Raw genomic sequence first — 13,646 nt, forward strand, 5'->3', positions numbered from 1 at the left:
AAAAGAAGCACCATTTCCCAAGGGATTAGTGCTTTTTTATGTTTAGATTTATTTATCTTTTTTACCTCTTAATGAGTTGCCACTTTTTGAGCGACATATTTATGCTTCTTGGCCATCATTTTGGTAGAACTTTTACTTTAGCTTCGGTTCAAGTAAAAAATCAAAGAAGGGATATACCAAAGGTAAAATAAAGAAGTGAGTCAATTTTGCGTAAAATATCTATTTTACGAATAAATGGACATAAGAATGGACGTTTGGTATAATATTCATATTATCATGAGGGAGCGTGTCTTATGAAAACAGAGATGTTTCAAAGTATTCAAGAATTCCTAATAGGCAAAATAGATCCTTCCTTTATTATCGTGTTTGGTTCTTACTCGAAGAACACTACACATAGAGACAGTGACATTGATGTGGCGTTCTACAGTCAAGATTCTTCACATTTTACATACGAGATATTTTTATTGGCTCAGGAACTAGCTGATATCCTTAAAATAGATGTGGACCTGGTTAATCTGAAGACAGCATCAACCGTTTTTCAGGCACAGATTTATACAACCGGTACTGTGATTTATTCAAAAGATGACAAACTACTTAAAAACCAACAAATGACTACTCTTAGCATGTACGCTAAATTGAATGAGGAACGCGAAAATATCTTAAAAAAAATAGAAGAAAGTGGGACCATTTATAAAGAATGATGTCATTTTGAACAAAATCAGGTTCATGCCAACGATGCTGGAAGTCTAAAAGACAAGACTCGATCAAACCTCAATATTCAAAGGGCATGTGAAGCGTCACTTGACTTGGCTATGCATATTGTAGCTGAACAGAAATTGGGATTGCCTCAAACCAGCAAAGATGCGTTTGAGGCAATCCCAAGGCTTTAATTAATGACGAAAATACGGTCAAACGATTAAAGGCTATGGTGGGTTTCAGGAACATGGCTGTTCATGATTACCAGACGGTGAATATAGACATTTTACAGAAATTGTTGAAAACCATCTAGGAGATTTTATCGACTATACATAACAAATCCTTAAATTATGATAAAGGAGTTTTATGATGAAATACATAATACGAGTTTTTGATCTCCATACGAAAAAAGAAACAATCAAGTTAGATGAAGTTTTTGAAACGAAAGATGCTGCTGAAGCTGCTATCGAAAAGCTTAAACTTCAATATCCAGAAAAATATGAATATGTGAAAGTTCCTGTGAAATGTTAATTCAATTCAGTCATATCCCTACATGGACTTTTACGTTAGGTATTTGACAACACATAATATTATTATGTAAACAACTATGCGTAAAAATTGAATTTTACGCAAAAATCAACTTAAAAGGAGTCGACCAATGGCTAACACCAGACAACATCAAGTTCATGAGCAGAAGTTGGAACAGCTGGTTAAGTCCATGCCTTTCTATATCGTTGAATATGTTGACAATAAATTGGATACCCGGTCCCCTTCCACCCTCTTGAATTACGTTCTTGATTATAAATTATTTTTGGAGTGGCTGATATCTGAAGGCATTGCTGAGCAGGAGCATATTAAGGATATCCCTCTGACAGTGCTGGAAAAGTTGAAGTTGATTGAAGCCCAATCCTTTATAAAATTTTTGGAACGGAGAAATATCCCTATCAATAAGAAGGAAACAAAAAAAGCGGAAAAAGTATCCGTCAATCGGAAAATTTCAGCATTACGTTCCCTTTTCAAGTATTTAACGACACAGACAGAAAATGACGACGGCGAACCTTACTTCTACCGAAATGTCATGTTGAAAATTGAAGTGAATAAAGTGAAAGAGACTTTGGGGGCGCGGGCTTCCAGAATATCGACAAAGATTTTCCACAATGATGAGGATGCTCGGTTTCTTGAATTCGTGAAGCATAACTATGAAAAGGAACTACCTGAAAAGTCCAGGAAACTCATTTATTTTAAAAGGGACAAGGAACGTGATTTTGCGATCTTATCCCTCTTCTTAGGAAGCGGAATTCGGGTGAACGAGTTATCCAACTTAAGGCTACGAGACTTGGATTTCGAGGAAAAACAAATACATGTTTTACGTAAGGGTGGAAAAAAGGATGTTGTGGCAGTCTCTCCTCCGTCTATGCAGGACATAAAAGACTACCTAGCTATACGAACGGAGCGTTATAGCGGATCAAACGATGATACTGCTTATGTATTCTTGACTAGGGTGAATGATGGAGCGACCCCTCTTTCCAACCGTGCCATCGAGGCCCTAGTTAAGAAATATACGAAGGCATTTAAGACCAATAAATCAATGTCCCCACACAAACTTAGACATACTTATGGGACCAACTTAATGGAGCAGTCAGGAGACATCCATTTACTGATGACTCAACTTGGTCATACTTCAACCACCACGGCTGCCCTATACACAAACCCTGAGCAGGAGAAGGCTAAAAAGGCTGCAAAACAGCTGGGAGAGCGAAGAACCAATTATCGTGAAAAGGATTAAATGAAAAAGGAGAAGATTTCTTTATTATTTTAATTAGAATGTATAGCCAATAAGGTTAGACCTATAATTCAGGACGACTTGCTTTATAAAAATGCCCCTCTCGATTATGAGAAGGGCATTCTTTACGAAGTTTGACCATGACATTAAAAAGTTCACCTAAAATCAATCAAGGACCAACTGAACGAAAGCAAGGAGTAAATTGGGAGATACAACATACAACTCGTGAAAGCAAAAAATAAAAACGTGCCTATTTAGACACGTTTTTCATATGTTAGGGCCATCCTGTATTTTAATTCGCATACAAGCGATATTGGTCGCTTAATGTATCTCCATTACCGTAAATATAGGCTTTAGAGCCGGATGTATAGGAAGAATTGTCGTACTTCCATTTCATTCTGAGACCCATGTTTCCGCCTGCTCCATATGTTTCATTGCCAGTCTTCTTAATGTATTGTGAGAAGCTATCCCACGTCCGTGGGCCAACCACACCATCCACTTTCAGGTTGTTTTCTTTTTGATATTTCTTTACACCCGCTTCGGTTTTCGGCCCAAAAATCCCATCAACATCAACCACTGCTGAATCCGTATAAAAACCCATGACATTCAGGATATACTGCATATTTCTGACCTCTACCCCATGAGTGTCCTTCCGCAAAATAGAGTTTTTATCCCAGCTTTCTGGGTGGTGAAAACCTCCAGCAGATGCTGAAGCGGTGGAAAAAGATATCCCTAGGGCCATTACTAATACTACCAAACTAGAAAGTAATTTCTTCATACCGCCATCTCCCTCTTTTTTTGTGCCTCCACACTACCTTACTATTTCCCCTCCTATTTTATATTCCCCTTCCTACCAATGTCCTGTTTTGAACTAAACAAACAGTGTCACCTGAATGAACACATAAATAGGATCAATTATATATTTGTAGTTATTTAAAAATTGCACCTAATAAAAAACCCATTCAGTTTCTTTACTGAATGGGTCTCATATTCACAATAATCAGGGATAGGTAGTCCTTATTATGGGTTAGTTATTGCCTATCCCGTTATTAAATGGCGAATTTTTTTTCAGTACTAACTCTGCAGTAATTGGTAAATGATCAGATGCATTAGTGTATATAACTTCCCCAGTCCTAATCTTGACATCTTCAGAAGTAAAAATATAGTCGATGCGACGATCTGGTTTATCTACTGGTATGGTAAAGTCTTCATTTTGACCGAGTTCAGCAAATACGTCATTATATTGTGCAGACATCTTTAGAATTTCTGAGCTTTCAGGTGTAGCATTGAAGTCTCCTACAAAGATACTTGTTCCTTCTTTTTGTTTTGCAATGTCAAGTATCTCCCTGATTTGTAAATCCCTCTGTTCGGCTCTTTTATTGTCAAGATGCGTATTGTAAAAGTGAATATGATTTCCTCTCACGTTAATCACAGTATCCAATAGACCGCGTTGCTCAGTAGGGTTTACTGGATATGGAATATTGGTGAGCATATGATTTTCGGCAGAAAGGATAGGATATTTACTTAACACGGCCGTTCCGTATTGGCGACGGTGTTCTCCTTCTTGTAAAGGTTCATAGTCAAGATTTGCACCATATGCATAATGCATTCCTAAGTAAGTTGCCAACCATTTCGCTTGATCTTCGAAATTACTTCGCTCGGAAAAATGATTATCTACTTCTTGCAAACCAATGATATCAGCACCCGATGTTTTAATAATGTCTGCAATTCTTTTCAAATCCAAAATGGCATCTGTTCCCTCTCCATGATGAATATTATAAGCCATAACTTTAATGTCAGTCTCATTACCCCTTTCAAACATTGGTAGTTCTGTGGCATGAGTTTCACTACTGTACGAGAACATTGGAATCATGGACAGCAATAAAATAAATAATTTTTTAAACAAGGCTAACACCTCTCAAAGTTTTCTATTAACTATTTTTAGAGTATAAAATTTTTATTGTCGAAATATTAAAACTTGGTGGCTTACTTTATTAAATAAATAGATTTTCTCTAAAACTGATTTCATTGAATTATTTAATCTTTAATATTTAATAACTTTTCGGTGCCTTATACCCCTTAGGCAGTTCGAATCCACGCTCTTCCATGACCTCACGCAGACGGTCTGGGTAGTCGGTGATGATTCCGTCGACTCCGTCGTCAATAAGCTTATTCATCGTTGGCATATCGTTGATTGACCACGGGATGACCTTCATGCCAGACTTGTGCGCAGCCTCCACCATGCCCTTTGTTACATAAGGTACGTAGTTCTCGTCAGTAATTTTTCCGTTTTGTGGGAATCCGTGAACAGGAGAGATTGCATCCGCGCCAAACGATTTGGCTGCCGCCACAAGGTCTCCACCGAAGTCATCGATGTCGATTCCACCCAGCCACGGAGAAGCCCCCGGTTGGCCTGGCTGTAAGAATTGCGGACCATTGGTCAGTGCAACGACAGGTAAGCTTGGCTCTACCTCTTTCATACGCATAAGCGCGCCCCAGTCAAAGCTTTGAATTGAAACGCGGTCAAGCAATCCTGCCTCGCGAACGTGTTGAGCGACGATTTGTACGAACTCTTCACGTGGAGCTGTCTCCCAAGATGCACCAGCCTCTACCTTTGTCTCAATGTTCATCCACACCTTCTTGGCTTTGTAGTGCTTCACAAGGTCGATAACCTCGCTTAGCAACGGCATTTTAGCGCCTGGGCTCGGTTGCTGATCTGGGTATTCAGGCTTGGTATTTGTACCACAATCCATCGTACGGATCTGAGCAAGAGTTAGGTCCTTTATATACTTGCCTACGTATGGGAACTCTTGGTCACCAGCGAAAGCAGGGGTTGTATCCTTACAATTTCTTCCTGATATTTTGCGATCATGCGTGACAACAGCCTGGTGGTCCTCTGTGATTTGCACGTCAAGCTCAAGTGTATTCACACCCATTTCTAGTGCATGGGAGAACGATGCAATAGTCGACTCGACAGTAAGCCCCATTCCCCCGCGGTGTGCCTGAAGGTCAAAGGTCTTTGGACCGAAGCTCCAACTATCAGAACGGTCTGACTCAATATCAGCCAAAGCAGGCTGTGCTGAAAACATCATAAGTGCAGCAATCACTGCGGCTAAGGTCTTTTTTTTTCCCATTTACTCCACTCCTTATTTATCCGGTACATTTTTAAGAATAGATGGAAAGTGTAAATCCTCATATACGTAGATGTTAAGATAGAATAAAGAAAGGTAAAATTAAAGAGAATAATAGAAATCCGTTTATAGGTAGAGGTTTTATTGTAAGCTTTGAACAAATAATTTAATCGTCATAATTAATAGAAACGTAAAATAATAGTAGTAAATACATTTTTTTCGGGAGATTTCCTAAACTAACTTCCCCGTTTGTTCTATAGAAAAAGCGATTCTTACTAAAAAATCGCGCCCAATTGTTGAAGATCTTCCCAGAACATCAGTAAATCCGTTTCTCTCTCGTAGTAATGAGCATTTTCAGCATTCTGATCTATTTTGAAAAATAAATTAACGTTGGTGTTTAGGAGAGGATAAAGAAAAAAACGGGGTTGAATAATCATTACATTTTCAAACAATTCCTATAATGATTTTTTGAGGTTTATATGTTTTTAACACCGAGGATTTGTCTTATGAGTACTGCTGGATTACAAAAAAGTGCTTATGACACTTCAAAGTGCTTACTTCTCAAGTGTGGTTCCTTGATGCAAAATAATAGTGAACTAAGCACAGTATAGAAGGAGCTGGAACACTATGAATAATGTACCTCAAACACGCACACGCAAAGTCGCCTTGGTCGTAGGCGCAAATGGTGTCATCGGTCGTAACCTCATTAATCACCTAATTACCCTCCCTGATTGGGACGTGATTGGCGTATCACGTAGAGGCGGAGATTCTGACGGCCGTGTACGGTATGTTGCTGCGGATTTGCTCAATATTGACGACACCCGCGAGAAGCTAGGCTGTTTAACTGAGGTAACACATATCTTCTATGCCGCCTATCAGGACCGTCCAACTTGGGCCGAACTTGTTCCTCCCAACCTCGCCATGCTAGTGAACACCGTAGAGGCGATCGAACCAATCGCCCCTGGCTTAAAACATGTCAGTTTGATGCAAGGTTACAAGGTATACGGAGCACATCTCGGCCCATTCAAGACGCCTGCCCGTGAGACAGATGCTAATCATATGCCGCCCGAGTTCAATGTTGATCAGCAAGATTTCTTAGAACAAAGGCAAAAAGGTAAGGCTTGGACTTGGTCGGCGCTCCGTCCTTCTGTAGTCTGTGGCTTCTCGCTTGGAAATCCGATGAATCTCGCCATGGTTATTGCGATCTACGCCTCAATTTCGAAGGAGCTTGGACTTCCGCTGCGGTTTCCCGGCAAGCCTGGTGCTTACGACAGTCTCTTGGAGATGACGGATGCGGGGCTTCTCGCGAAGGCAACAGTATGGGCGGCGACTGAAGAACGTTGTGCCAATCAGGCATTTAACATCACGAACGGTGATCTGTTCCGGTGGAATGAATTATGGCCGAAGATAGCGCACTATTTCGGCTTGGAGACGGCGCCTCCGCTGCAGATGTCACTGGACGTTGTCATGGCGGACAAGGAGCCACTTTGGAACAAAATGGTCGATAATCATGGGCTTGCTGGTCATTCCTATAAAGACCTATCATCCTGGAAATTCGGTGATTTCGTGTTCTCTTGGGATTACGATTTCTTCGCCGACGGAACTAAGGCCCGTCGCTTTGGTTTTCACGAATACGTGGATACCGAAGCGATGTTTATGAACATCTTCGACGACTTTCGGAAACGCAAAGTCATCCCATAAACGCAAAGCGGGCCTTGTATACAAGGCCCGCTTCTTATATGTTCTGTGCGTCTTCAAGCTGTGGATTGGCCAGAAGGGTAGCCCTTCCTCTATACTTTCTCTCTATATGCGAATCCCCCCACCTACACATCAGATGCAGGATCTCCTTTAGACTCCAGCCGTAGTCTGTCAACTCATACTCGACTTTTGGTGGAACCTGATTATAAGAAATGCGTAAGACGACACCTTCCTCTTTTAGCTCCCGAAGTTGCTGCGTTAACATTTTTTGAGTAATTTCGGGTATCAAGCTTTTCAATTCATTGTTACGTTTCTTGCCAAATGTTAGATGAAAGAGAATCACAGGTTTCCACTTTCCTCCAATTACCTCTAAAGTTGCCTCTACGGCAGTGTTGTAAATCTTATCAGGGTTCTTCATTACACACCTTGGCTCCCTTCTCCTAATATTTTGACACAGGTCACTGGTAAACATCCGATGAATTGGAGACATTAAATGTCCGTCTTTGAACATTATACAAAATATTGCGCTATCCAGACCACGTTAATTGTATAACTAATAGTTCGGTTACTTACGAATAATCCCTTCTCTTATTCAAGAATATCGCCCTTGAACAAAGATCAAACAGCACTCTTCAGTTAACCTGCCCCGTTAGCCATCCATGAATCGCAAAAATCGGCAATTCACCACAAAGAATGAAAATGGTTAGGAAGTGTCAATACTGATACTGACCTTAATCCAGTCAACCCTAATCTATAGACTAATTAATTAACGCTCTCCTCTTTTTTTTAAACGATTGAGCAGGGTCTTTTTAAGTATTGTCATTTTTCATTTTTAAAGAAACTTATTTTCATGGTAGTTCCATAAGGGGTACCGCCAGTAAAACGCGGATTTACAACGTAAAGGATATTCCAGTATTAAAAATCCCAATCTCTCATTTATATCACTGAGAGATTGGGAGGTTAGCGCAGTACTTAGGCAAAAGTTCGATTGAATTTTTCCGTCAAGTACTACGTTCCTTCTATTTTTTCATAGCCTTATCGACTTTTTGATTGACCGATTCTTGATAGAGATCAGCGTAAGTTTTTGAATCTTCAATCAGTGCATCGCAGAAAGCAGCAACGTCTGTTCCTGTGACTTCAAGCACACCTTTCCCAGCAGCTGCGCCTTCTTCAAAGAAGCTGAGAATTTCCGAGAGCAGTCCGATACCTTCGTTTAGCTCAACAGGACCGACTTTGAAGAGATATTTTTGGATCTCTTTATAGACAATTTGGTAATCTTGTGGAAGCGCTTTAACACGCGAAACATGTGCTCTCCATTCTTTTTTGCCTTCGATGATTTTTTTGATACTCATTTCAGTCCTCCTAATTTTCTTGCTACGTTCTTGTTGAGTTGGTCACGCCATTTATCTCTAAAAGTTTTTGCGCCTTCGTCACCAACAAGCGCTGTGCAGAAGCCTTTGATATCATCTCCTAGTACTTCTTCGACGCTCTGGCCGTCTGCTGATGTAACTTCAAGCAGTTCAAGAGCACTGTCAAGAATCGGCATCAGATTACGACCGGTGAAATCTCCGTGAATCCAGAGATTACTTATAATTTCTTTCCAAGCAGTTTGATATTCAGCTGGCAAGACTTTTGCTCGTGCTTCAAAACCTTTCATTTCTTTAGTCATATCGCTGCCGGTTATTTTTTCTAAAAAGTTCATTGTAGTCTCCTTTAAGATACTAAGCTGTTCAGCAAAGTTCTATTATTTAATCGTATCGTTCAGTTTATGACGTTGCTTATTAACCCACGAGTTTGCATCAATGACGAGAGCATCACAGAAGGCTGCTACGTCGTTGCCAGTAACTTTTAACGCGCTTGCCATCGGCTGCGGCTTCTTCAAGAAGGTCGATGATGTGATTAAAGACGAATATCGTTTCTTGCCAATCCATCACGCCGCCAGAGTTCCAAAGATATTTTTGCATCGCGTTGTAGGCGTTGTAGTAGTCTTCAGGTAAGGCTTTTGCGTGGTTTTCCATTTCACTCCATGCTTGCTAAAATCCCCAAGGATTTTAGCGAAAATACTCATGTTTATTCTCCTTTATTTTGCTTTTAATTCGTTTAGTTTGATTGAGATAAAGTTCCATTTGGCCCAGGAAATTCCTAGTTCTTACTGGCCAGCTTCATTGAGCCGATAAAATTTGCGCGGTGGGCCCATCGTGGATGACTTTTTCTCAATATCCACGAGTTTATTTTTTTCGAGCCGCATCGTGATGGTGTAAACTGTTCCCTCCACAATGTCGCTAAAGCCCAGTGCTCGCAGCTGCTGCGTGATTTCATAGCCGTAGGTTTCGCCACGGCTGATAATTTCTAGCACGCAGCCCTCAAGCACACCTTTAAGCATTTCTGTGATTTTATTCATATTTTTTACTTCTTTCTTATTAGTACTTTGTGATGACAATAATCTGTATTACAGAATAGTGAGTTAAAATTTTTGAATTACTCTTTTGTGAATCAGCTATTTTGTGTAACAGATATTCAGTATTACTTACTACCACTATATAATAACAAAGAGTACTATCTTTGTCAATTTTTCTATCCCCCTCCCTAAAATGTTTACTCCCTTACAAATTTTGAGGTGCTTATACTCTCCTATAAGCTTTCATTCCATATAAATATGAAATCATAATGATTAGCTCCATCCAGCCAAGACACCCACAAATCGTTTCCAACAGCATGTGAATTAAATAGATTTCTGATTGTTTGAATAATTGGTGTCATAGGTTGATTTTCTGCGAATAGGCGTACTACCTTGGGCATTCCATCTACAGGAACAAATGCGGAACTGACAAAAAGCATCATCAACTAGATGTAAGAGAAGGAACTGGCTCACTTAGTAAATTCATAACCATAGGTTTCTCCTGTTTGAATCTTTTGGAGCACCACACCTTCAAGAACTCCCTTAAGCATTTCCGTTAAATGTTTCATATATCCTCCTTACAAACTAATCAGTATTACTTAGTAATAGTATATAGTATTACTAAGTATAAGGAAATGTGTCAATTAATTTTATTCATATCATTTATTTGGGCAGCTTTAAACTTGCTAAGTCTAAGCATTTAAGGCAGTTTTTATGAAAAAACCGATTTCTCAATACGGGAGAAATCAGTTTTGATACAAATTTTCAGACGCATTATCTAGTTCAGTATAAAGCACATCCCCTGTAAAATTATTTTCCTTCGTGCAAGTGCTTTAAACATCTTGACTAATGCAATTAGTGTATGGAATACAGTTTATCTAGGTAAAGCTACCGAATTACTTCAAAGTAAAGGAATGTTACGGGAGGATTTATTAAAGCATATATCTCCATTAGGATGGGAACATATCAACTTCCTTGGAGAGTATCGCTTCGATCCAAAAGGAATTACCAACTTAGAATCATTGCAGTCCTTAAATCAAGAATAGTCCTAAAGCCGTTTACATCCTTAACGTGGTGAAAATCGGCTATTTTTGTATCCAGATCCCCTTAACGTTGTAAATTCGCGTTTTGTTGACGGTACCCCATTGTATAAAAATGTCCATTATCAGCTGAAAACCATAATGTGTTTTTTGCCAAAAATCTGTTTGCTTGTCAGTTTTAATAATTAAATTCTAGCCTTTGTAATTAAGTTTCCACTCTTTAGGTGGTGATAAGCATCCTGAATTTTTGGCACTGTTGAACTCGTCTATCAGTATATGCAATCACTTTACTTGTAATTAATTCTTTCTGCTTGAAAATCATTGTGCAATTTTATCCTTCAATTTGTTTAAGTATTTTCGCAGGGTTACCCCCAACTACAACGTTGTCTGTTACATCTTTAGTTACTACTGCACCTGACGCAATAACAACATTGTCTCCTATCGTTACTCCTGGGTTTATTACTGCACTACCACCAATCCAAACATTATTGCCGATGGTAACAGGCTTGCCATATTCCAACCCTGTTATTCTTGTTTCTGCATCTAAAGGGTGGGTTGCAGTATATATGGATACTCTTGGTCCGATCATACAATTCTCTCCGATAGTAACTTTGCAAACATCTAATATGATACAATCGTAATTTGCAAAAAAATTCTCTCCAACATAGATGTTGTAACCATAGTCACAACGGAAAGTTGGTTTTACACAAAAATTTTCTCCAGTTTTTCCAAATGAATTTTTTAAAAGGTCGCTTTTGTTTTCCACTAAGGATACATTAAATTCTGCAAGTATTTCCTGTGCTTTTATATGATCCTTACTAAGCTCTTCATCCATTGCTGTATATAATTCTCCAGCTAACATTTTCTCTTTTTCAGTTTTCATAATAAATCACTCCTAATACTTTTTTTCCTTGATATAAAATAAGCAACTTTGTTATCTATTGAATTCCTACATGATTAAAATGCTTTTGAGCTTTTATCTTTCCTCTTTAATAAATCCTTCTTTGTCAGTAAGGTATTTAATTTTTCTGAACTTAGGAGCATTGCTGCAACAAAAACAGCAATACAAAATGGGAAGATTCCTATTGTTGAATGAGATGCAATGAAACCAAGAAGAGGTGGAATGAAAGTACTACCTGTATAGGCAACAGCCATTTGATAGCCCATAATTGTCTGGGAATGCTTCTTCCCAAAACGTGTTGGAGTTTCATGCAACATACACGGAAATATCGGTGCTAATCCTAGTCCAACCATAATAAAACCTACAAGCGAAAAAGTGGAAGGCAATGGTAGGAATAGAAGTGTGGCACCAGCTAATGCTAATATTTGCCCCATCCGAATGAGAGTGCGGTTACTCATTTTAAAGGTAATAAAGCCTGTAATAAATCTACCCACTGTTATTCCTGCGTAATATAAGGAAACCCATTGTGCAGCGACCGCTACCGGTAACTCCTTGACATTTACCAAAAAGCTACTTCCCCAAAGACCTACTGTTGATTCAACCCCACAATAAAACAAGAAGGAGATCAGAGCCAGTTTAACTCCTTTAATTTGTAAAGGTTTTACATGTTTACCATCTACATTGTAAAATACACCTTTTGAATCTTCCGGCTCTTCATTTAAGGTGATGTTGCTGTTTTTTTTCACTCTATTCCATAAGGGCAAAGTGAAGAGAAGTATTACAGTTAAAGTGAACTGAATTCCAGAGATTGCAAAATAACCATTTCTCCAAGAATGTTGTTCTGAAATAAACTGAGCCATAATTATAGGACCAAAAGTAGCACCGACGCCCCAAAAACAATGTAACCAACTCATATGGTGTGCCTTATAATGTGTAGCAACATAATCGTTTAATCCTGCATCAACAGATCCTGCACCTAATCCAAGTGGTATGGCACATACAATTAACCAAACTAGCGATGGAGCAAAATGAAAGCCTAGCAATGCTCCAGCAGTCATTAAGCAACTTACAAATGTTACATTACCAGTTCCGAACCGTTTAAGTACCGTTCCGCTGGCTAAACTGGAAATAATTGTACCACCTGCAATCGTCATAAAAAGTAATCCAGCAGTCTCAAGTTGGGCTCCATAGTCAGATTGCATCACAGGCCATGCTACCCCCAACAATGAATCAGGTAAACCTAAGCTAATAAAAGCCAAATAAATGATGACTAAAAGGAATGTTGTCATATTCAAACCTCGCTTTAAATTATTCGGTGCTCAATTGTACTTTCCAATTTGTTTTACGTTCTTGTTCCATTCATCATGAGATCAAGTCTAAGACTTGGTGATCCATATAAATAATGTAGCTTCCATCTTGAGTTACCTCCTATGTAAACAAACTTATTAAAGATATTTAATAAGTTTAGAAACAAATACTTTTTAAATACTTTTAATAAGTCGCTAATAATGAAAATGTTTCAGCAATCTTTACCATTTTACCCCTTGTATCATACAGTCAACTCTAAAAGATTTCCTTCAGGGTCTTCTACAACACTCTCATAATACCCGTCTCCAGTGATACGGGGACCACTAATATGAGGGTAACCATTATTTTTTAATCTGGCTGTCATTTGATTAACGGATTCCTTGCTTCCCAAGGAGATGGCAATATGAGCCCAACCAATTTTATCTCCCCGATTTTGCTTATTAATTTCTGCCTTACGCATAATCTCCAATCGTGTACCCGAGTCAAAAGTTAGAAAATAAGATTCAAATTTCTTTTCACTATTATGATATTTAATGTTTGATTTACAATTAAAATAAGTTTCATAAAACTCCCTCATGCCCTCCAAATCATTGACCCAGATAGCCACATGTTCAATTTTCAATTCTTTTTCACTCCTTTAAATTATAGAGGTTATTGCTAGATCTTGATATTATAGGGGACTCACCACCTA

13 protein-coding genes and 5 pseudogenes are annotated in these 13,646 nt (G+C 38.9%); 6 read left to right on the top strand and 12 right to left on the bottom strand.

Features of this window, described 5'->3' with window-relative positions; translation table 11 throughout:
* Positions 1–293: 293 nt before the first annotated feature.
* The 4 genes and pseudogenes from mntA (at position 294) to xerS (ending at position 2,482) form a co-directional block, all read left to right on the top strand.
* Positions 294–701, top strand: a complete 408-nt coding sequence (gene mntA, locus QUF94_RS27840) for a type VII toxin-antitoxin system MntA family adenylyltransferase antitoxin (RefSeq protein ID WP_289318883.1) — start codon at positions 294–296, stop codon at positions 699–701.
* Positions 691–1,032, top strand: a pseudogene (gene hepT / locus QUF94_RS29185) (type VII toxin-antitoxin system HepT family RNase toxin). The gene mntA and the pseudogene hepT overlap by 11 nt, the downstream one beginning before the upstream one ends.
* Before the next feature lie 33 nt (positions 1,033–1,065).
* On the top strand, positions 1,066–1,227 hold the full coding sequence (locus tag QUF94_RS27850; RefSeq protein WP_289318884.1) for a hypothetical protein: 162 nt from the start codon (positions 1,066–1,068) through the stop codon (positions 1,225–1,227).
* Positions 1,228–1,354: 127 nt separating this feature from the next.
* Positions 1,355–2,482, top strand: coding sequence for a tyrosine recombinase XerS (xerS, locus tag QUF94_RS27855; protein ID WP_289318885.1), 1,128 nt, complete (start codon positions 1,355–1,357; stop codon positions 2,480–2,482).
* A gap of 289 nt (positions 2,483–2,771) precedes the next feature.
* Here the strand turns inward: xerS and QUF94_RS27860 are convergent, their stop codons facing one another.
* The 3 genes from QUF94_RS27860 to QUF94_RS27870 form a co-directional block, all read right to left on the bottom strand.
* Positions 2,772–3,257, bottom strand: coding sequence for a peptidoglycan-binding domain-containing protein (locus tag QUF94_RS27860; RefSeq protein WP_289318886.1), 486 nt, complete (start codon positions 3,255–3,257; stop codon positions 2,772–2,774).
* Positions 3,258–3,506: 249 nt separating this feature from the next.
* A complete protein-coding gene (locus tag QUF94_RS27865) occupies positions 3,507–4,385 on the bottom strand; it encodes an endonuclease/exonuclease/phosphatase family protein (RefSeq protein WP_289318887.1) in 879 nt (292 codons plus the stop codon).
* Positions 4,386–4,530: 145 nt separating this feature from the next.
* A complete protein-coding gene (locus QUF94_RS27870; RefSeq protein ID WP_289318888.1) occupies positions 4,531–5,613 on the bottom strand; it encodes a glycerophosphodiester phosphodiesterase in 1,083 nt (360 codons plus the stop codon).
* Between the two features lie 624 nt (positions 5,614–6,237).
* On the opposite strand from QUF94_RS27870, the gene QUF94_RS27875 reads away from it, so the two are divergent.
* Positions 6,238–7,311, top strand: coding sequence for an SDR family oxidoreductase (locus QUF94_RS27875; protein WP_289318889.1), 1,074 nt, complete (start codon positions 6,238–6,240; stop codon positions 7,309–7,311).
* A 34-nt stretch (positions 7,312–7,345) separates the two neighbouring features.
* On the opposite strand, the gene QUF94_RS27880 is transcribed toward QUF94_RS27875, so the two are convergent.
* The 6 genes and pseudogenes from QUF94_RS27880 to QUF94_RS27905 form a co-directional block, all read right to left on the bottom strand.
* Positions 7,346–7,726, bottom strand: coding sequence for a winged helix-turn-helix transcriptional regulator (locus tag QUF94_RS27880; RefSeq protein ID WP_289318890.1), 381 nt, complete (start codon positions 7,724–7,726; stop codon positions 7,346–7,348).
* Positions 7,727–8,327: 601 nt separating this feature from the next.
* Complete coding sequence (locus QUF94_RS27885; protein WP_289318891.1) at positions 8,328–8,660, bottom strand: DUF1048 domain-containing protein; 333 nt, start codon at positions 8,658–8,660, stop codon at positions 8,328–8,330.
* Positions 8,657–9,010, bottom strand: a complete 354-nt coding sequence (locus QUF94_RS27890) for a DUF1048 domain-containing protein (RefSeq protein ID WP_289318892.1) — start codon at positions 9,008–9,010, stop codon at positions 8,657–8,659. The genes QUF94_RS27885 and QUF94_RS27890 overlap by 4 nt, the downstream gene beginning before the upstream one ends.
* Before the next feature lie 42 nt (positions 9,011–9,052).
* Positions 9,053–9,326, bottom strand: a pseudogene (locus tag QUF94_RS27895) (DUF1048 domain-containing protein).
* Positions 9,327–9,388: 62 nt separating this feature from the next.
* Positions 9,389–9,709 (bottom strand): annotated as a pseudogene (locus tag QUF94_RS27900) (PadR family transcriptional regulator).
* Between the two features lie 470 nt (positions 9,710–10,179).
* A pseudogene (locus QUF94_RS27905) lies at positions 10,180–10,275 on the bottom strand (PadR family transcriptional regulator); the annotation flags it as partial.
* A gap of 252 nt (positions 10,276–10,527) precedes the next feature.
* On the opposite strand from QUF94_RS27905, the pseudogene QUF94_RS27910 reads away from it, so the two are divergent.
* Positions 10,528–10,752 (top strand): annotated as a pseudogene (locus QUF94_RS27910) (Tn3 family transposase); the annotation flags it as partial.
* 325 nt (positions 10,753–11,077) lie between these two features.
* Here QUF94_RS27910 and QUF94_RS27915 read toward each other — a convergent pair.
* The 3 genes from QUF94_RS27915 to QUF94_RS27925 form a co-directional block, all read right to left on the bottom strand.
* Complete coding sequence (locus QUF94_RS27915; RefSeq protein WP_289318893.1) at positions 11,078–11,629, bottom strand: DapH/DapD/GlmU-related protein; 552 nt, start codon at positions 11,627–11,629, stop codon at positions 11,078–11,080.
* Positions 11,630–11,703: 74 nt separating this feature from the next.
* The gene (locus QUF94_RS27920; protein ID WP_289318894.1) at positions 11,704–12,936 is read right to left on the bottom strand and encodes an MFS transporter; all 1,233 of its coding nucleotides are present in this window, start codon (positions 12,934–12,936) and stop codon (positions 11,704–11,706) included.
* A gap of 260 nt (positions 12,937–13,196) precedes the next feature.
* Positions 13,197–13,577 (bottom strand): VOC family protein, encoded by a 381-nt coding sequence (locus tag QUF94_RS27925; RefSeq protein WP_289318895.1) that lies wholly within the window; start codon positions 13,575–13,577, stop codon positions 13,197–13,199.
* Positions 13,578–13,646: the final 69 nt, after the last annotated feature.

The organism is Peribacillus sp. NJ4 (genome assembly GCF_030348345.1).
In the GTDB taxonomy this organism is placed as follows: domain Bacteria; phylum Bacillota; class Bacilli; order Bacillales; family DSM-1321; genus Peribacillus.

Coding starts and splice junctions, on each gene's coding strand:
- mntA (WP_289318883.1), top strand. CDS start 294: ATGAAAACAGAGATGTTTCAAAGTATTCAAGAATTCCTAATAGGCAAA.
- QUF94_RS27850 (WP_289318884.1), top strand. CDS start 1,066: ATGAAATACATAATACGAGTTTTTGATCTCCATACGAAAAAAGAAACA.
- xerS (WP_289318885.1), top strand. CDS start 1,355: ATGGCTAACACCAGACAACATCAAGTTCATGAGCAGAAGTTGGAACAG.
- QUF94_RS27860 (WP_289318886.1), bottom strand. CDS start 3,257: ATGAAGAAATTACTTTCTAGTTTGGTAGTATTAGTAATGGCCCTAGGG.
- QUF94_RS27870 (WP_289318888.1), bottom strand. CDS start 5,613: ATGGGAAAAAAAAAGACCTTAGCCGCAGTGATTGCTGCACTTATGATG.
- QUF94_RS27875 (WP_289318889.1), top strand. CDS start 6,238: ATGAATAATGTACCTCAAACACGCACACGCAAAGTCGCCTTGGTCGTA.
- QUF94_RS27880 (WP_289318890.1), bottom strand. CDS start 7,726: ATGAAGAACCCTGATAAGATTTACAACACTGCCGTAGAGGCAACTTTA.
- QUF94_RS27885 (WP_289318891.1), bottom strand. CDS start 8,660: ATGAGTATCAAAAAAATCATCGAAGGCAAAAAAGAATGGAGAGCACAT.
- QUF94_RS27890 (WP_289318892.1), bottom strand. CDS start 9,010: ATGAACTTTTTAGAAAAAATAACCGGCAGCGATATGACTAAAGAAATG.
- QUF94_RS27915 (WP_289318893.1), bottom strand. CDS start 11,629: ATGAAAACTGAAAAAGAGAAAATGTTAGCTGGAGAATTATATACAGCA.
- QUF94_RS27920 (WP_289318894.1), bottom strand. CDS start 12,936: ATGACAACATTCCTTTTAGTCATCATTTATTTGGCTTTTATTAGCTTA.